The organism is Streptomyces sp. NBC_00457 (assembly GCF_036014015.1).
Taxonomy (GTDB): domain Bacteria; phylum Actinomycetota; class Actinomycetes; order Streptomycetales; family Streptomycetaceae; genus Streptomyces.
In genome coordinates this window covers 10675860-10692355 of record NZ_CP107905.1, presented here as the reverse complement: position 1 = coordinate 10692355, position 16496 = coordinate 10675860, and the positions used below count along the sequence as shown (strand labels likewise).

The 16496-nt window shown below is 68.5% G+C and carries 17 protein-coding genes and 2 pseudogenes; 9 read left to right on the top strand and 10 right to left on the bottom strand.

Going from position 1 to position 16496, the window contains the following annotated elements:
* The first annotated feature begins 812 nt into the window (after positions 1–812).
* The 4 genes and pseudogenes from OG828_RS48800 (at position 813) to OG828_RS48785 (ending at position 4671) form a co-directional block, all read left to right on the top strand.
* Positions 813–2054, top strand: a complete 1242-nt coding sequence (locus OG828_RS48800; RefSeq protein ID WP_328351705.1) for an IS256 family transposase — start codon at positions 813–815, stop codon at positions 2052–2054.
* 131 nt (positions 2055–2185) lie between these two features.
* Positions 2186–2877 (top strand): annotated as a pseudogene (locus OG828_RS48795) (IS5 family transposase); the annotation flags it as partial.
* A gap of 704 nt (positions 2878–3581) precedes the next feature.
* Positions 3582–3704: pseudogene (locus OG828_RS48790) on the top strand (IS5/IS1182 family transposase); the annotation flags it as partial.
* 316 nt (positions 3705–4020) lie between these two features.
* On the top strand, positions 4021–4671 hold the full coding sequence (locus tag OG828_RS48785; protein ID WP_328504772.1) for a hypothetical protein: 651 nt from the start codon (positions 4021–4023) through the stop codon (positions 4669–4671).
* A 6-nt stretch (positions 4672–4677) separates the two neighbouring features.
* Here OG828_RS48785 and OG828_RS48780 read toward each other — a convergent pair whose 3' ends face one another.
* Both OG828_RS48780 and OG828_RS48775 read right to left on the bottom strand, forming a co-directional pair.
* Positions 4678–4896, bottom strand: coding sequence for a hypothetical protein (locus OG828_RS48780; protein ID WP_328499682.1), 219 nt, complete (start codon positions 4894–4896; stop codon positions 4678–4680).
* 17 nt (positions 4897–4913) lie between these two features.
* On the bottom strand, positions 4914–5354 hold the full coding sequence (locus OG828_RS48775; protein ID WP_328499683.1) for a VOC family protein: 441 nt from the start codon (positions 5352–5354) through the stop codon (positions 4914–4916).
* A 43-nt stretch (positions 5355–5397) separates the two neighbouring features.
* On the opposite strand from OG828_RS48775, the gene OG828_RS48770 reads away from it, so the two are divergent.
* Positions 5398–5529, top strand: coding sequence for a hypothetical protein (locus OG828_RS48770; protein ID WP_328499684.1), 132 nt, complete (start codon positions 5398–5400; stop codon positions 5527–5529).
* Between the two features lie 436 nt (positions 5530–5965).
* Here OG828_RS48770 and OG828_RS48765 read toward each other — a convergent pair whose 3' ends face one another.
* Positions 5966–6910, bottom strand: a complete 945-nt coding sequence (locus tag OG828_RS48765; protein WP_328499685.1) for a LysR family transcriptional regulator — start codon at positions 6908–6910, stop codon at positions 5966–5968.
* A gap of 290 nt (positions 6911–7200) precedes the next feature.
* Here OG828_RS48765 and OG828_RS48760 point away from each other — a divergent pair, with 290 nt between their 5' ends.
* Together OG828_RS48760 and OG828_RS48755 are read left to right on the top strand one after the other, a co-directional pair.
* Positions 7201–7506, top strand: coding sequence for a DUF6355 family natural product biosynthesis protein (locus OG828_RS48760; RefSeq protein WP_328499686.1), 306 nt, complete (start codon positions 7201–7203; stop codon positions 7504–7506).
* 188 nt (positions 7507–7694) lie between these two features.
* Positions 7695–8069, top strand: coding sequence for a peptidase inhibitor family I36 protein (locus tag OG828_RS48755; protein ID WP_328499687.1), 375 nt, complete (start codon positions 7695–7697; stop codon positions 8067–8069).
* A 129-nt stretch (positions 8070–8198) separates the two neighbouring features.
* On the opposite strand, the gene OG828_RS48750 is transcribed toward OG828_RS48755, so the two are convergent.
* From OG828_RS48750 to OG828_RS48735, 4 genes are all read right to left on the bottom strand, one after another.
* Entirely contained in the window at positions 8199–8570 is a 372-nt protein-coding gene (locus OG828_RS48750; RefSeq protein WP_328499688.1) for a fic family toxin-antitoxin system, toxin component, read from the bottom strand.
* Positions 8567–8824 (bottom strand): hypothetical protein, encoded by a 258-nt coding sequence (locus OG828_RS48745; protein WP_307841093.1) that lies wholly within the window; start codon positions 8822–8824, stop codon positions 8567–8569. The genes OG828_RS48750 and OG828_RS48745 overlap by 4 nt, the downstream gene beginning before the upstream one ends.
* Positions 8825–9326: 502 nt before the next feature.
* Positions 9327–9542 carry a hypothetical protein gene (locus OG828_RS48740; RefSeq protein ID WP_328499689.1) on the bottom strand — a complete coding sequence of 72 codons (216 nt, stop codon included), beginning with the start codon at positions 9540–9542 and terminating at the stop codon, positions 9327–9329.
* Positions 9543–10006: 464 nt separating this feature from the next.
* A complete protein-coding gene (locus OG828_RS48735; protein ID WP_328499690.1) occupies positions 10007–10699 on the bottom strand; it encodes a PASTA domain-containing protein in 693 nt (230 codons plus the stop codon).
* A gap of 872 nt (positions 10700–11571) precedes the next feature.
* Here OG828_RS48735 and OG828_RS48730 point away from each other — a divergent pair.
* On the top strand, positions 11572–12093 hold the full coding sequence (locus tag OG828_RS48730) for a hypothetical protein (protein ID WP_328499691.1): 522 nt from the start codon (positions 11572–11574) through the stop codon (positions 12091–12093).
* A gap of 152 nt (positions 12094–12245) precedes the next feature.
* Here the strand turns inward: OG828_RS48730 and OG828_RS48725 are convergent, their stop codons facing one another.
* Positions 12246–15128 (bottom strand): ATP-binding protein, encoded by a 2883-nt coding sequence (locus OG828_RS48725; RefSeq protein ID WP_328499692.1) that lies wholly within the window; start codon positions 15126–15128, stop codon positions 12246–12248.
* Positions 15129–15216: 88 nt separating this feature from the next.
* On the opposite strand from OG828_RS48725, the gene OG828_RS48720 reads away from it, so the two are divergent.
* Positions 15217–15420, top strand: a complete 204-nt coding sequence (locus OG828_RS48720) for a hypothetical protein (RefSeq protein ID WP_328499693.1) — start codon at positions 15217–15219, stop codon at positions 15418–15420.
* A 51-nt stretch (positions 15421–15471) separates the two neighbouring features.
* On the opposite strand, the gene OG828_RS48715 is transcribed toward OG828_RS48720, so the two are convergent.
* Together OG828_RS48715 and OG828_RS48710 are read right to left on the bottom strand one after the other, a co-directional pair.
* A complete protein-coding gene (locus OG828_RS48715) occupies positions 15472–15600 on the bottom strand; it encodes a hypothetical protein (protein ID WP_328499694.1) in 129 nt (42 codons plus the stop codon).
* Positions 15601–15604: 4 nt separating this feature from the next.
* Positions 15605–16417 carry a nucleoside 2-deoxyribosyltransferase domain-containing protein gene (locus OG828_RS48710; protein ID WP_328499695.1) on the bottom strand — a complete coding sequence of 271 codons (813 nt, stop codon included), beginning with the start codon at positions 16415–16417 and terminating at the stop codon, positions 15605–15607.
* Positions 16418–16496 lie beyond the last annotated feature (79 nt).

The window sequence follows — 16496 nt, the reverse complement described above, 5'->3', positions numbered from 1 at the left end:
GGAAATCGGCTGATCTGCCGATCTGGAAATGAACCTACGGACGTCAATTTCCGACGGCATCTCGAAGATCACTAACGTGTGACGCGCAGCCGCCAACCGGACGCACGCGAAAGCACCTGACGAGCAGTCCGAACTTCCCTGATACCTCGTCAAATAGCTGCAATTGCAGGAAGTTTGGCGAGGAGATTAAGCCAAGCCGGTGAAAGAACCGGCGGCCCTTCACCCTGTCGGAACATCGGAAGCATGTCGGACGTTGACACCACCTCAGAATCATCACCTGACTGCTTGTCAAGGACGGCAGGCTGCCTCGCGAGTCTCACCGAGGCTGAGGACTGGCAGGAGGGCCCCGATCAGCTCTGATGCGATGCACTGACAGGCGGGGGGTGCCGGTCCGGACTGCGAGGGGAAACTGCACTCCCGCCACCCGTCGCGCCGCCAGGCCATGGGCACACTGGCCGCTGGCGTCGCGGGTCCTGGAGCGGGAGGGAGGCCGTTGCGGCGCCGCGGCGGACCGCTCGCGCCGGCCAGGGACGAGCATGCACGCCGACCGCGCCGATCACCGGGGACAGGCTCGGCTCAGCGTCCGTCGCACGCTCCCCGTTCCGGGACAGCAGCAGCGCAAACGGCCATACGGCCGTCAGTACCGAGCTGCCAGATCGTGTCCCGTGAAGTGGTGTAGCCGAGCCGTGGTCCGGAACGCGCGGTGTCCGCCCCGGGGCGTGCATCCGCTGACCGTGCGTGCTCCCTGAACAAGGGCAGGCCATCGCGCAAGTCTCCCTGGTGAACGGGCAGTTCAACCGGAGGAGCACGCGATGGCCTTGTCCCAGTCTGAGCTCATGCGGCTGCTTGAGTCACTACATCGGGCGGATGGAGTTGAAGCAATCAGGGTGGCGTGCGAGCGCATCCTGCAGGAGCTCATCGAGGCCGAGGCCACCGAGACAATCGGTGCGGCCCCGGGCGAGCACACGGCGACGCGCACCACTTGGCGCAACGGGCACCGTGAGCGTCTGCTGACCACGCAGGCCGGCGACCTGGACCTGAAGATCCCGAAACTGCGGACCGGGTCGTTCTTCCCCTCCCTGCTGGAACGCCGGCGCCGGATCGACCGGGCGCTGTTTGCCGTGGTGATGGAGGCATACGTGCACGGAGTGTCGACTCGCTCGGTCGATGACCTGGTCAAGGCACTCGGCGCGGACTCCGGGATCTCCAAGTCCGAGGTCTCCCGCATCTGCGGCGAACTGGACGAGGAACTGACCGCGTTCAAGGAACGGCCGCTGGATCACACCGTCTTCCCCTACGTATTTCTGGACGCCACGTACTGCAAGGCGAGGGTGAATCACCGGATCGCCTCGCAGGCCGTGGTCATCGCCACCGGGATCTCTGCCACCGGGCACCGCGAGATCCTCGGCCTGATGGTCGGCGACAGTGAGTCGAAGCCGTTCTGGACCAAGTTCCTGCGCTCACTGCGGGCCCGTGGCCTGGAGAACGTCCAGCTGGTCATCTCCGACAGCCACAGCGGGCTGGTGGCCGCGATCCGCACCGTCTTCCTGGGTGCGGCGTGGCAACGCTGCCGGGTTCACTTCGTCCGGGACGTGTTCTCGGTGATCGAGAGGGGCTCCGGGGAGATGGTCGCCGCCACCATCCGCACCGTCTTCGCCCAGACCACCGGCGAGCAGGTCCGCACCCAGCTCAACGTGGTAGCCGACATGCTCGGACGGCAGTTCCCGCAGGTCAAGAAGATGCTGCTGGAGGCGGCGACGGACATCACGGCGTTCGCTGACTTCCCGCCGGCGCACTGGAAGAAGATCTGGTCGACCAACCCGCTGGAACGGCTGAACCGGGAGATCAAACGACGGGCCGATGTCGTCCAGGTCTTCCCCAACCCCGCAGCCCTGGACCGACTCGCCGCTGCGGTCCTGGCCGAACTCCACGACGAGTGGCAGGTCTTCGACCGCCGCTACCTCTCCGAAGCCTCCATGGCCGATCTCCTCACCACGCCGACCCCGCCCGAACCGCAGATCACGTCGCAACCGGAATCGAAACAGCTGCCGTGACTACACCACTCAGCGGGACATGACCAGCTGCCAGGCGCAAGATGCCGCCCGCGCCTCCAGACGCGCTTACTGGCTCTAACAAAAGCGGGTTGTTCATGTGACTGTCCGCTTGATCGTTCGTTGATGTGGGCATGGGGAAGCGTCAGTCACGACCCTGGATCGTGTCGGATGAACTGTGGTCGCTCATCAAGCCGTTGCTGCCCGAGCCGCCCCCGAAGCAGGTCGAGGGCAGACCTCGAGTGCCCGATCGTCAAGCCCTGTGCGGGATCTTGTTCGTCCTGCACACCGGCATCCAGTGGGAGTACCTCCCGCAGGAACTGGGCTTCGGCTCGGGCATGACGTGCTGGCGCCGCCTGGCGGCCTGGAACGAGGCCGGCGTGTGGGGCCAACTGCACCAGCTACTGCTGAACAAGCTGCGCTCGAAGAACCAGCTGGACTGGTCGCGGGCGGTGATCGACTCTTCCCACGTCCGGGCCGCACGCAGGGGCCCAAAAGCGGCCCCAGCCCGGTCGACCGCGCACGCCCGGGCAGCAAACACCACATCATCACCGACGGCCAAGGGATCCCGCTCGCGGTGTCTCTGACCGGCGGAAACCGCAACGATGTCACACAACTACTGCCCCTGTTGGACAAGATCCCGGCAGTGGCCGGAGTCGTCGGTCGGCCGCGCAGACGGCCGGACATGCTCTTCGCCGACCGCGGCTACGACCACGACAAGTACCGACGGCTCTTGCGGCAGCGCGGCATCACGCCCGCGATCGCCGAGCGTGGCCAGCCGCACGGGACGGGACTGGGCACCTTCCGCTGGGTCGTTGAGCGGACGATGTGCGCCACGAGGCGCTCTGTTGTATTCCCGGCTCAGCCGGGAGGAACTCGGAAGGAGGTTCCTGGGCCCGATGACTTACCTGGATCCGAAAGGTGAAGGGGACAACAGCATGTCAGCAAACCAGCAACTGGGCTCAGTTGTCAGAGACGGTGTGCTGGGGAGGCCCGCGCGATATGGCGAAGACTGGATTGTTTGAAGCCCAATCTCCAGCAGATGCAAGTTCTCATCCGCCGGAAGGACAGCTGAAACCGGTGCCGCACTCTGCACGGGGTTCGATCGTGCCCTCGTGCACCTCCGGCGTGCGGAGCGATGCCCAGCGAGGACATTCAAGGAGATGAGTGGGACGCCTACGTCGCGCTAGAACGTACAGACAGAGACGAACGTGGGATCGCCTACGGGACGCGAGTCCTATGGCGACGGAGGCCCCGTAGTAGTCGCCGGAGTAACGACCGGCCGGGGAGGACGGGAAAGCCGTCCACAGGGCGAAGGGGGCCAGGTGACTCGGACACTCAGACCCGGGAGGTATGCGAAATGCAGATCGCCGCAACGGCGTTGTGTGTCCTGCGCGAGCAGCCTGAATCGCTCACGCTGTCGTCACTGGAGAGCCGGATGATCGGGAAACCATCACGTCCGGTTCGGCGGGAGGCCGCGCGGAAAAGGACCTGCCACGGCAGACACCTCGCCGCGCGGCCGACCCGTCCTCCTGGCTGCACGGTTTCCGCCGCTTACGGATCCGCTGGGAACGACGCGACGACATCCACGAGGCCTTTCTCGGACTTGCCGTCTGCCTGATCACCCACCGGCACGTCCAGAGGCTTTGTTAGGGCCAGTAAGGCCTGGCATCACAACCGGGAGACCGACGATGCGTTCTGGCAAGTGCCCCAGCCCCGTGTACGAACCGGCCCTGCGGTAGGGCCAGGCAGGTACCAGACCCGCTGCTTTGAGGCTGGCCCCGGGCAGAGGGCATCACGCGAGAGGAACAACCGGCTCCGCCTGTCCGTACTATCTCAACACCAGGCACCTTGCGGCAGCAACGGCGCCCCTGCAGCGCCGCCAGCACAAACCAAGAGGATGCGGCACGGCATGAAGCCGTCCCGCAGAGCCTGTACCACGGCCGCAAGCCGAGAAAGGGTCAACACCATGTCCGAGAGCACGACCACCACCACTGAACTGACATCGCACTACATCGCCCAGGTGACCGGCGACCTTGAGCGCAACCTCAAGGAGCAGGAACGCATCGGTGCGGAAATCACCGCCCTGCAGCAGCAACTGTCCGCCCTGCAGCAGGACCACACCGTGCTGGTGAACATGCAACAGGCACTCGGCATCCCGGAAGCACCGGCTGAGCCCGCGGCCGCGCCCGAGAGCGCCGCAGTGCCCTCTCCCCGGAAGAAGACCGACGCCGGGCAGATTGGCAAGCCGAAAGCCAGGAGGACCACGGCCGCGCAGGGAAGCCCGACGGCCAGGAAGTCCGCCGCCAAGAAGCCCCCGGTCAAGGCTGCGGCCGCCGCGAAGACAACACAGCCCACCCTGGTGGAACTCATCCGACGCCACCTCACCGAGCAGGGCGAACCGCGCTCCGCGGTGGAAATTTCCACCGCGCTCAGCCAGGCCCATCCCGAGCGCGGAATCAAGCCCAAGGTCGTGCGCGTCACCCTCGAAGGGCTCGTGGCCAAGAGCCTGGCTCAGCGCACTAAGCAGGGCCGCTCGGTCTTCTACACCTCCCCCGAGGCACCGGAGCCGACAGCTGCGCTTCCGGCCGAGGAGCAGCCCGAAGGCGCCGACCGCTGAAGCCACTCAGCAGCCGCACCCCATCCGGCTGCTGGGCCCGCAGGACGCGGTGCCCGGCTGCGACGCAGCACCCTTGAGCGCAGGCCGAATCGTCTCGATCACAACTGGTCTCCCGTTTCCTGTTTCGGTGCGAAAGCGCGGCGTAGGCAGGCGGGTCACGTCACGGGCCAGCAGCTCCCAGCTGATCGGACGGTTCAGAACCTCGATGATCTCGTTCAGCTGCATGGCTCGGTTCCTCCTTCTCAGCGCAGTTGCTCGGCCAGTCCGACGATGATGCCCTCCGGGCCGCGGACGTAGCAGAGCAGATAGCTGTCCTCGAACCGGGCGATCTCGCCGACGAGTTCGGCGCCGTGCGGGCGCAGGCGGGCAACGGTGTCCTTGAGGTCGTCGACGGCGAACATGACACGGTGCGTGCCCGCAATGTTGTGCGGCCGGTTGCGCGGCCCGGCGCTGATCACCGCGGGGCTGCGGTACTTCGCCAGCTCGAGTCGGCTGTGACCGTCCGGGGTCCGGACCATCGCAATGTCACAGCGGACGCCGTCGAGTCCGGTGCACTGGTCGGCGACTGGGCCCTCGACCTCCGCCCTGCCCTCCAGCTCCATACCGAGTTCCACGAAGAACGCGATGGCGGCATCCATGTCCTCGACGACGATGCCGACGTTGTCCATCCGCTGAATCGCCATGCCGGTTCCTCCTTCTTCCTCGTGCGGCCGATGGTGGCCGCTGATGTCCCTGGGACGGAGCCGGTGGCACGTTCTCGACATCCGCAGACCGCCGATGCGCTGCTTCCTAGACCTGCGTCAGGAACTCGACTCCGGACACCAGACGGAGGGCGACCTTGACCCGGTGACCGGCTGACCAGCCGTGGACGCCGCTAGAGACGGAATGGTCGGAGGTTCCCCTCTCGCCCGACACGGCCCGACCAAGACCGGTCCGGTCATCGGTCACCCGGGCGGCCGATGGGCAAGGTGGAAGGCATAGTGCGTGACGTGAACACTGCCAGAGCTGATGCTGACCACCTCCCGGTTGAACAGCAGCACGTGGCTGCCAGCAGGAGAGGCGGCAATGCCCTTGCGGAGGGAGCCCCCGTACTGCCGGTTGAGGAGTCCGCGCGAGGTGAAGTCGCCGTGAGAGCAGGACCACCGCGATGCCTGATTCGTCGACTGTTCGCCTCCGCCGCTGGGCCATCCCGCCGGCACAACGCTAGACGCGGGCACTGACAACAGGGCGGTGCCGGCCCGGCCAGTGCCGCCTTCAGGGTGCCCTGTCCCGAAGCACCGGAGTGTGCGGCGGGTCAGTGGCCAGGGTGCTGGGAGTACGTACGGGCGGCGTACCGGGCGGCGGTGATGGTGGGCGCGTTACGGCGGGCGGCGAGCCAGGCCAACGACGAGGCGGACGGGGACAGTCCGGCGACGTCCACGTACCGGACGCCGGGGCGGGGGAAGAAGTCACGGGCGGCGGCGGGGAGGAAGCACATGGCCTCGCCGGCGGCCACGGTGTGGAGCAGCGCTTCCATGTCGGGGACGACCGGCCCGTACTTCACGGGGCTGCCGTCGGGGCGTGGGTCCACCGCCCAGAAGTCCCGCCACACCCGAGGTAATCGCGGTGGCATGCGGACCACGGGACGGTCGGCGAGCTGCTCCAGCGCGACCCGCGGCAGGGCGGCCAGGGGGTCGTCGGCGGGCAGGCAGGCCACCCGTGGTTCGGAGGCCAGGTGATGGGTCTCGATACCGTCCGGAACGGGCGGGCGCAGGAAGACCACATCGACTTCCTGACGGAAGAGTGCATCGATGTGGTCGACGAAGTTCGGAGTGACCACCTGGATCTCCATCCCGGGTTGCCGTTCCTTCAGAATCCGCAGGACGGCCCGCGTGTGCGGCATGGCGGCCTCGGCCCCGATGGTTCCCACGGTGAGCCTGGCGGAGAGCTGACGGGACTGCGCACCGGCGACACGGCGGAGCCGGTCGATGCCCGCGACGGCCTTCCGGGCTTCGGGAATCAGCGCCTCTCCGGCCGTGGTGAGTTCGACCGTGCGACTGGTACGGCGGAAGAGTTGCACCTCCAGCCGCTTCTCCAGGTCGCGGATCTGCTGGCTGAGAGCGGACTGGGAGATGAACACGCGCGCCGCGGCGCGGCCGAAGTGCAGCTCCTCGCCCAGCGTCAGAAACAGCCGTAACTGGTGAACGCTGGGTTCCGCGGCGCCCACGAGCCTCGCTCTGGCCCCCCTGCCTGGCGCCATAACGTCCTCCTTATCGTGTGGCGAGGAATCTCCATGATCGAACCCGCTGACAACCATGGCCCCCTCCTGCATCCTTCTGATGTCGCCCGAAACGCCGGAGGAACCGGCGGACACGGGCGATGTCCTTGCAATGTCCGCACGACGGCAACAGGCACTGTCTGCCGGGCATCTCGCATGTCGCACGTGTTCCTCCGGCACCCCGTGCCCCGGCCTCGACACCGGTGCTCGCCACAGGAGAAGAGCATCACCAGCTGGACATCGTTCCGTTGGACCAGTCGTCAAGGAGTTTCATGGGTAAGAAAGTCAGCAGTCCGCTGCGCATCGCCGCGGCCGTCGTCAGCGCCGTTGCCCTCGCCGGCACGGCGCTCACCTCAACCGCCCAGGCCGCGCCCGCGGGAGACGTCTCCGCCATGGCATGCGGCTACTACGAGGCGGGGGGCACCGCCTACTACGGCCACTGCGGCACCAATCGCATCATCATCGAGATCGATCTGGACTGGACCACGACCGAACGCTACCAATGCGTCGGACCGGGTGAGACCAACCTCGGCAGTACCGACGACATCGACTTCGCCCACTACGTCGGGGACTGCTGACACACAACGGCAGTCCGCCAAGGCGGTCGACACCGCCATATGACACAGCGGAAACACCGCGGTGCCATATGCATCACCGCACGTGCGGACCGGGGAGGCGGGCAGGCCGACGCAGGCCGCCCGCCTCCCCCACCCGGCCGCACAGCACGACCACCACCGACCACGGCAACAGGTTTCGAGGACCAGTCATGCGCGTTCGTACTGTGAGCATCGCCGCCGTCTCCGCCGCCGTCGCGGCGGTCTTCGCTTCCGCGCCCAGCGCCTCGGCCGAACCGGACCCGCCGGGCTGCCCCCGGGGCTATTTCTGTGCCTGGCAGGGTCCGGACCGCACAGGCCCCATGGTGGTGCGGACCGCGGGGAACTGGAGCGGGTGGGCGTACTACCAGTCGTTCTTCAACAACGGCTACCCGTCCCCCGGTTACGACCACGTCGACATCCACTACGACTGGCAGGGGCTGCAGGACAAGTTCTGCGTCCACTACAACCCCGGCCCCGGCACGTACAGCGGCAATGTCTCCCCAGGCGTCGTGATCACGGGAGTCACGTGGCGCGGGGAGTGCTGACGCGCGGCCTGACTGACGTCGCGAGGCCTCTGGTGGCGCCGTGCCGGGCAATCAGCGCGAGCGACGCCGCCACTCTCCCCCGGCCCACTGAGCCGCGGTGGCCTGAGGCGATCACCACCCGGATCGGGATCAAGGTTTCCAGGTGCGCAGGAAGGAGGTGATCCGGCCTGCGGTGCAGCGCGGGTTGTTCAGCTCGTGGGCGAGCGCAGTGAGTTGTTCGCGGGTGGGGTTGACGGGGATGTTGCTGGCCTCGAGGTACATGACGGCGACGGCGCAGGCGACGGTGAGGTTGGAGCGCTCCAGCCAGCGGCAGCGGCCCAGGGTGTGCACCAGCGCGGCGGCGCGGGCGTAGGCGCCGTCGTAGACAGGGGTGTCGAGGAGTTCGCCGCGGTGGCGGGCGACGGCAGCGATGGGGACGCCGTAGTCGTCGACGCTGGGGTCGTGGTGGCCGGCCCGTTCCGCTACTTCGAGGATCCAGGATTCGTCGACGTGCAGGATCACGCGGCGGCGCCCGACTGCGGGTCGGCGTACGGCGCGTCGAGCTGCCGCTCCAGATCGTCGAGGAATGTGCCGTGCTCGTCGATGAGGCGCTGGGCGGCCGCCATGCCGGCGGCGCGGGCGCCCGTGGTGTCCTCGATGATGAGGCGCTCCACGTACTTGTTGAAGTCGAGCCGACGGGCGTGCGCGGCGGCCTTGCCAGCCGCGAGGACGTCCTCGTCCAGCCGGACCTGTGTCTGCTTCTTCGTGGAAGTCACACCAGCATGGTAGCAGGGTGGTAGCAGTCCAGGGCGCACCGCCGGGCCGTGGAGGCAGCGATGTCCCGTACGTCTCGTCGAAGCAGTCGTAATGCTCCTGGAACCACCACTGCCCCAGCTGCAGCAGCCCGAGGGACGCGACCATGGGGGCGTGGCCGAGCGCGTTGTCCGGCGGGCCGCTCGGAGTGGGCGGCAGCGGCACCTCGGCCACGAGTGGGCACGCTGGCCGCCTCGGAGCGCCATAAACCCCGCATGCGACCGCACCCAGGAGCCGCTGGTCAGCCTGCGCGCGGCCGTGATCCTCCTACTGGCCGTCCATGTTGCCGTCTCCGCGGCAGTGCTCACCCTTCTCTCCGGCAGCCCGTGGCCCGCCGCCGTGTTATCGGCTGACCTCCACCGTGGGGTGGCCGAAAGGCCGCCGTTGCGCAGACTCCTCCGTATACCCCCACAAGCGCGGAGGGCAGAGTCGTCCAGTACGACAGCCACGAGGGGGAGTTGGATGTCACTGGACTGGAGGATCACCGTCACCACTGTGGGCGGGGTGGCCGCCACGCTGATCGGCGTGGTGACCGGCACAGTGCTCAGCAGCCGCAGCAACCGCATGCGCTGGGCACGCGACCAGCAGATCGCCGAGCAGCAACCGGTCCAGATAGCCGCTGCTCTCGGTCAACTCACCGCCGGAAAGCGCGCTGACGGTGGCATCGAGCTGTGCAGACATACGAGCAGGGTGCCGTCGTTGGGCGCGCTCCAGGCTGTCTTCTTGGCCTCCTTAGCAAGGCTGTCCGTCCACTTATCCAGCTCGCGTTTATTGATCCCGCTGCGGGCCACATTGCCCTCCTGTCGCACGTGCTTGGGCGACAGGGTACGGGTGGGCACCGACAGCCCGGCCGTCAGTGAGATTGCGGCGACGGCACGGGCATGGCCGGTGAGCCGTCAAGATGGCCAAGAGCCTCGAAGGGCTGGTCCACGGGTCACGGTGCGGGCCATCCCTGTCGAGTCAGTTCCTGCGGGCGGGACAGGCGGCGAGGGCCGTCCACAATCCGTTTGCAGCTCGTCGACACCCCGGGGCGGGCTCCGTGTCTCCGCTCCGGCGAGACGCATGCGCACCATAGGCGGCCTTACACGCCTGCGCCGGGACCGCGAGTTCCGCGGTCCCGGCGCTTGTGGAGGGCAGTTGATCCGTCACGGGCACACTTTGGGTGGCGTGGGCGTCGTGCCGATCGTGATCGACACCGAGGACCCCCGTACCAGAGGGGTACCCGCGGTGGGGTTCTGACTGCTCACCCTTTGTACGTTGTTGCAGTCGACGGCACTGCCCACGCCGCCGAGCATGTATCCCGCGTTCGACAGCGCCTGCCTGGCCTGAGCCCGGGTGTCGCCGGTCAGGTCCGGGACGAAGGTGACGCCGGTGACCGAGGCCGTGAGGGATGCCAGGTGCCTGGAAAAACCAGTGTCCGACGACAGGTCGAGCACGGTCACGTCCCAGGTGGCGGTGCCGGTGAAGCCGATGGGCACCGACCGCGAACCGCCGGCGACCGGGAAGATCTCCGTCGACGGGTTGAAGCCCGGTCCGCTGATCTGCAACGCGTTCTCGGAGGAGCAGTTCACGCCGGTGGCGCTCCACTGCACTTGGGCGTTCTGCCCGAACACCACTGGTGATGGCGCGACCGTGATCGAGGCGGTCGCAGTGAGCGCGCAGTTCAGCCCCGGGTCGTCCGCGTGCGCGGGTGTCACGGCGAAGGCGGTCGCCAGCAGCGCCACCACAACCAGCACCCCGGCCTTGGGCGACCGCGCCCACCGGCCTGCCCGCCTCCGCAGCCAGGTGGCCATCCTCCCGGGCATCTGGTGGTGTGCCACATTCGATGGTTGTTCCATGATTCCCCCTTCTTGACGTGCGCGGCGCTCCGGCTGCGGTGGATACTCCCGACCGGCCGGAGATGCACGTGGTCCACGAGTCCGTCTACCAGGCCCTCTACGTCCAAAGCCGCGGCGAACTACGCCGTGAGCCTGGCCCGCGCCCATTGAACGAATGTTCAAGGCGCCGGCCGATGCGGCCATCACCAGCGTCCCGAAGATCTTGCTGCGTGCCTTCACGATGTCCTTCTCTCTATTGGTCTGGACCGAACGGGCCGGTGGGTCTGGCCTGGGTCCATGCGCGCCGCAGGTGCGCTACGTCCGGTGGCGGCAGCCGTGGCTACGGTCGGTCTGCTGATGAGCGTTGCGCGGCGGCGGAATGGGTAGGGAATCCCGGACGATCCCGGCGGTGTGGGCATCAACGTGCCCGCCGTTCGCTGCTGGGAGCCCGATTGTGGACAGAGCCCCTGACGTCAGCCGTGGTCATGGCTGCCGGCGGCTCGGGTGGTGTGGACAGCAGTCCTTGGAACTGGCGCAGCGGCGACCGTCGGGTAGCCGAAGCGCGGGTCCGTTGCCGATGGCGAAGAGCGTGCTCAGCCAGCCATGAGGCTCGCGCCTGGCGCCGGCATGCTGGTGCGCTGAGCGGCTGCCAGGGCGGCAACGGCGTGGTGTGGGATCAGCTTCAATGCTCCTTCGAGGGTGCTCAACCAGCGACCGTTTGTGGCTGGTGCCAACCCTGAGCCAGAGCGGGCTATCAGACATCCGTGCCCGCCACGGACCCGAGGATTGCGTGGTGGCATCCGTGCTCGGCACCGATGCGCTGCACCCAGGCATGCGAGCACGCTCCTTCACGCAGATCCATCGGGGACCTGCACCCAAGAGCGTGGACACCAATGACCACAGCAACCGCCGCCGCGACGATCGACGAGGCGAAACTCGAGGCGTTCGTCGGACAGGCGGTGCTTGACATGAGGGCAGCCATCTCCCGGCTGCTGCTGCACATCGGCGACCGGCTGGGCCTTTACAAGGCGATGGCCGGCGCCGGGCCGATCACCTCGTCCGTGCTGGCGCAATGCGTCGATACCACTGAGCGCCATGTCCGTGCGTGGCTCGGCAACCAGGCAGCCAGCGGCTATGTCGTCTACAACCTGGCTGGCGGCGGCACCTATGAACCGGCGGAACAGGCCATGGTCGTCGCGAACGAAGACAGCCCGATCGTCCTCGGCAGCACCTTCGAGACCATCACGTCGTGCTACGCCGACCACGAGGTATTCGTCGACGCATTCCGCACCGGCGCGGGCGTCGGCTGGGCAGAGCATGACCGCTCCATCACCGGACGGCACGCTGTTGCTGGTCCAGCCGAACGCCGGCGACGTACTGGAGCAGAACCTGAACCCGGTCGGACGAACCTATGACGGCCCGTCCACGGTGATCTGCACGCCAGGCTCGCCGGCCCAGGAAGTCGGACTGGGACTGGGTGCGCAGGCCGGTGAACGCCGACTGGCCGCCGTGCTGCGCGAGGTCGGGTTCAGCCACGTGCGGCGGGCGACCAAGACCCCGTTCAACATCATTGTGGAGGCCAGGCCATAGCCGTCGCACCCATCCTCGCCAGCTCGGACTCGCCACGTGCTCGTTGCTCCCCGCCGAGGAAGACGAGCGCCCGGGCCCATTGGTAGCGGCAGCCGGCACCCTCCAGGGCAGCGGCCGCGGCGGTCAAACCGTCGCGGCCGACGTCTCCTGAGGCCAAGACCGCCGCTCGGTCGACGATGGCGGTGGCGATCGGGTTTCCCACCGTCACCAGGCGCGCGCGCTGTATGCGAGCGGCGGCGTCCTGGTGCCCGCTGAGGGCTGCTGCCTCGGCCCACACGGCGGCGTACCAGGTACGCCACACGCTGTCGTACCAGTCCGTCAACTGCCCCGGAGGCGTGTGCAACACCTGCACCGCCTGCTGGGGCAGACCGCGGTGCAGCAGGAGCAAGGCGTCGAAAAATTCGCCGTACCGAAGCGGTGACGGCGAGCGGCCCGGCGTCCCGAGGGCATCGATGATGTCCAGCCACACAGCACGGGCGTCGTCGTCCCCGCGCAGTCCGTGGACCGTCGCGGCCGCATACGCGGCGCTCCTGAGATTGCCCGCACGCGGCCGGCCGGCCCGGCCCCACCCCTCGCGGAAACGCTCCGCCAGCGTGATCGTCTCGTCCCAGTCGCCCGCGAGCGCCGTGACGACGAGCATCCGCCTGGTCGCCAAGTGGCCCTCCTCACGGTAGAACGGCAGGTCCCGCAGGCGCTCGGCATGTCTCCTCGCGGCTCGTAGGTCACCGGCGGCGACGGCGCAATGGTCGGCCATGCCGAACCCGTCGAAGAACTCCAACCCGGTCGTGGCCGTCACCTGCAGCGGGGCCAGCAGCTCGGTGCGCCGCATCGCGCTGGCCGCCGCGGCTCGGACCTCGCCGCGGCCCAGCTGCACCGCGGTGAGCTGGTCGAGCGCGGCGCTCTCGATCAGTGGGTCGTCGATGCGGCGGGCCAGCGTGAGCGCGCGCTCGATGAGCTCGAGGGTGGCCGGATCGGCGATCGCGCCGTTGCACGCCTCGGCGGTGAGCAGGCGCGCCTGCGCAGCCAGGTCGCTGTCGGCCAGCGTCCACGCCTCGGCGATCAGCGCCTCCACCTCTCCGGCCGCGGGCTTGGTCTCGATCAGCCCCGGGGCGCGGTTGATGAACTCGGCATTCCGGGCGAGGTCACCAGCCGCGCCAACCCGATCACCCGCTCGTATCGCTGCGTCGGCCGCAGCCCTGCGCAGCCGCAGCGCGTCGTTGCCGAAATGCCGAGACTCGGCGGCACCTGCCGCACAGCGCAAGGCGCCGGCGGCCAGCAAGTCGTCCGCGGCGAGCTCGGCCGCCTGCTCGTAGCACCGCTGCGACTCCCCGGGCATGCCCCGGGTGAAGGCCAGCTCGGCCAACCCGATCGCCAACCGGTACCCCTCGGGACGGTATTCAGTGTTGCCGGCCGCCCAGGCCAGGGCACCCCGCAACTCGTCGGCAACCCGATCGAACGCCCCTCTCCAGGAACCGGCGAGTTCGCGGGAGGTGACCTGGAGATCTGCGCTTTCATCCAGACACCAATTGAGGTGGCGCGAGAGTGCCTGGTCCGACTCGCCGGCGTCTTCGAGCCGATCTGCGCCGTACTCACAGATCGTTTCCAAGGCGCGGTAGCGAGTTCCACTCGGCTCCGCGATCGCGATCAGCAAGCTCTGGTCGGCGAGCCCGGCCAGGATGGTCGCCATGGAGCCGGCCGGCTCCGGCGGCCAACCGGCCAGAACCGTCGCCGCAGCGCCGGCGGTGAACGGGCCGGCGAAAACCGAGATCCGGCGCAGCACCGCCTGATCGGGTTGGGCCAGCAGCGCGTAACTCCAGTCGAGCGTCGCGCGCAACGAACGGTGCCGGTCATCGATCCGTGGTCCGCCGGTCAGCAGCCGCAGCCGGTTGGCCAACCCGGCTTCGAGCCCATCAAGTCCGAGCGACGCGTACCGGGCAGCGGCCAGTTCTATCGCCAGCGCCATGCCGTCCAGGCACCGGCAGACGGCGGCGATGCGCTTGTTGTCGTCGGACGTCAGCAGGCTCCCGCCGGCCGAGGCCCGCCCAACAAACAGCTCGACCGCGTCACCGGGGCCGCTGTCGTCGGCTTCGACGGACATCCCGGGCACCGCAAACACCCATTCGAAGGGCACCAGCAACCTGGCCCGGCTGGTGGCGAGCACCGCCAGCCGGGGGCTGCCGGCCAGTAGCCGTTCCAGCAGGACCACCACGCCGTCCAGCAGGTGCTCGCAGTTGTCCAGCACGAGCAGCGTTTCCCGGCCGGCCGTCCAGCCCAGGACGTTGTCCGTCGCTGAGCGGCCCGCACTCTCCCCGAGGCCCAGCGCGTCCGCAATCGCCGCCGCGATCACCAATGGGTCGACTACGGGTACCAGGTTGACGTACCAAACGCCGTCGGCGAACCGATCGTTCGCCTCAGCAGCGACGCTCAGGGCCAGGCGGGTCTTGCCGACCCCGCCCGGTCCCACAACCGTGACCAGCCGATGCTCGCGCAGCGCTTTGCTCAGCGCCGCCCGCTCGGCCACCCGCCCGACAAACGGCGTCAACGGCGAGGGCAGCGCCGCGACTGCGGCCGGCGCGCCCTCCGGATCAGAGAGCAGGTTCGCCGATACAGCAGCCAGGGCACGGCGATCGTCCACCTGTAGCTTGCGCAGCAACGAGGAGACATGACTTTCAACGGTGCGGATAGAGATGAACAACCGAGCGCCGATCTCGGCGTTGGTCAAATGTTCACCGAGTGCGGCAAGGACCTCGGCCTCACGGACCGAGATGCCTACCTCGGGAGGTGTCCTCTGATTGGCCACGTTCAGATTGTGCACGGTGGTCGGCCGGACGTGCCCCGCCAGCCGAACGAAAACCACCATCGCGAAGCCCTGAAAGCTACCGGCCGCGAGGATGACCGCAGGGGCGGCCTGACCTGGCTGCCCGGCTTTAAGTCAAGGGGGATAACTCATGCGCACTGTTGCTCGTCTGTCCGCCGGCCTGCTGGCCGCCGTGGCACTCACCATGGGCTTCGTATCCGGCGCCTCCGCAGCCGAGCCCGGCCGCACCGCACCCACCAAGCCGCTGCCCTGGGAGGCCTCCCATCTCCCCGCCAAAGCCGGAGAGTTCACCACCCTCTGCGGGGGCCTCTGCCCCGACAGGCCGTTGCCCTAAGTAGCGCCGATGCTGGCTGCAGTTGCGGCCAAGTCGACGGCGGCGTTCCTTCTATGGCGCCGCGTACGCGAGCACAGCGGCCAGGACGCCCACGGTGAGCTGCAGAGCGATCCGGAGCGGTGCGGGTGCACGGCGCCGCCACGCCCCGTTGGGCAGCGGTGTGTTGGTGGATCGGGTCATCGTGTCAGCGTCCCGTGGGTGTCGGGTGCGCGGTGGCCGGGAGCAGGGCGGTGGCGGCGCGCACGGTGGCGGGCAGGCAGTCGTGGACCTCAAGTTCGGGGCGGGCGTGGCGGAGCTGTTCGACCACGTCCAGGCGCCGCTCGTAGGCGGGGTCGGTGCCGACCGCGATCGCCGCGCCCTGGGCGGTGTGTGCTCCGAGCTCGTACAGGGCGATGGGCTGCACGGCGCCTGCGGGGAACCAGAACAGGATCACGTCGGAGGCGGCGAGGGCGGCATGTTCCCAGGCGATCTGCTCGCGCGCGGCGGCCGGTTCGTGGCCCGGGAAGGAGGAACGGCGGGGGTTGAGGATGTGCGCCGTGCTGGTGGCGAGCAGCTGGAGGGCTGCGGACAGCTGCCAGTTCCGCACGCCGGTGATCCCGCCCGCGATGAAGACCGTGGGGGCGGTGGCGGTGTAGGGGGCGGGGGCCTCGGTGTAGCGGTCGGCGTACGGGGTGAGGCCCGGGTGGTGGTCGGCGGCGATCGCGTGCACCAGGTCCCGGGTGAGGGCCTGCGCGAGGGGATCGCCGTCCGGGTAGGCGCGCAGGACTTCAGCTATGCGCCACTGCTCCGCGTCCCGTTCGGTGAGGGCCGGGCGGAGCATCTGCGTGATCGCGGCGGCCGTGATGACGCCTCCGTCGCCCAGGCGGTCCAGGCCGCCGTCCGCGCTGGCGCCGGCGGACAGGATGCGCGTGCGGTGTTCCTCGGTCGGCTCCGGTTGCCACCGGCCGTGCAGGTAGTCGGTGGCCAGGGCGTCGGCGAGGTGCTGAAGATCCGTCACGCCGCTCAGCGTACGGACCGGGCCGGGCGGGCTGTAGCCCTTCCCGGAAGCCGACGGGCGGCCGGGTGCTGCTGGCGCT

What these genes read in the sequence shown, in the direction of transcription:
- OG828_RS48800 (WP_328351705.1), top strand. Translation starts at nt 813, where the DNA reads ATGGCCTTGTCCCAGTCTGAGCTCATGCGGCTGCTTGAGTCACTACAT.
- OG828_RS48785 (WP_328504772.1), top strand. Translation starts at nt 4,021, where the DNA reads ATGTCCGAGAGCACGACCACCACCACTGAACTGACATCGCACTACATC.
- OG828_RS48780 (WP_328499682.1), bottom strand. Translation starts at nt 4,896, where the DNA reads ATGCAGCTGAACGAGATCATCGAGGTTCTGAACCGTCCGATCAGCTGG.
- OG828_RS48775 (WP_328499683.1), bottom strand. Translation starts at nt 5,354, where the DNA reads ATGGCGATTCAGCGGATGGACAACGTCGGCATCGTCGTCGAGGACATG.
- OG828_RS48770 (WP_328499684.1), top strand. Translation starts at nt 5,398, where the DNA reads ATGTCCCTGGGACGGAGCCGGTGGCACGTTCTCGACATCCGCAGACCG.
- OG828_RS48765 (WP_328499685.1), bottom strand. Translation starts at nt 6,910, where the DNA reads ATGGCGCCAGGCAGGGGGGCCAGAGCGAGGCTCGTGGGCGCCGCGGAA.
- OG828_RS48760 (WP_328499686.1), top strand. Translation starts at nt 7,201, where the DNA reads ATGGGTAAGAAAGTCAGCAGTCCGCTGCGCATCGCCGCGGCCGTCGTC.
- OG828_RS48755 (WP_328499687.1), top strand. Translation starts at nt 7,695, where the DNA reads ATGCGCGTTCGTACTGTGAGCATCGCCGCCGTCTCCGCCGCCGTCGCG.
- OG828_RS48740 (WP_328499689.1), bottom strand. Translation starts at nt 9,542, where the DNA reads ATGTCTGCACAGCTCGATGCCACCGTCAGCGCGCTTTCCGGCGGTGAG.
- OG828_RS48735 (WP_328499690.1), bottom strand. Translation starts at nt 10,699, where the DNA reads ATGGAACAACCATCGAATGTGGCACACCACCAGATGCCCGGGAGGATG.
- OG828_RS48730 (WP_328499691.1), top strand. Translation starts at nt 11,572, where the DNA reads ATGACCACAGCAACCGCCGCCGCGACGATCGACGAGGCGAAACTCGAG.
- OG828_RS48725 (WP_328499692.1), bottom strand. Translation starts at nt 15,128, where the DNA reads ATGGTGGTTTTCGTTCGGCTGGCGGGGCACGTCCGGCCGACCACCGTG.
- OG828_RS48720 (WP_328499693.1), top strand. Translation starts at nt 15,217, where the DNA reads ATGCGCACTGTTGCTCGTCTGTCCGCCGGCCTGCTGGCCGCCGTGGCA.
- OG828_RS48715 (WP_328499694.1), bottom strand. Translation starts at nt 15,600, where the DNA reads ATGACCCGATCCACCAACACACCGCTGCCCAACGGGGCGTGGCGGCGC.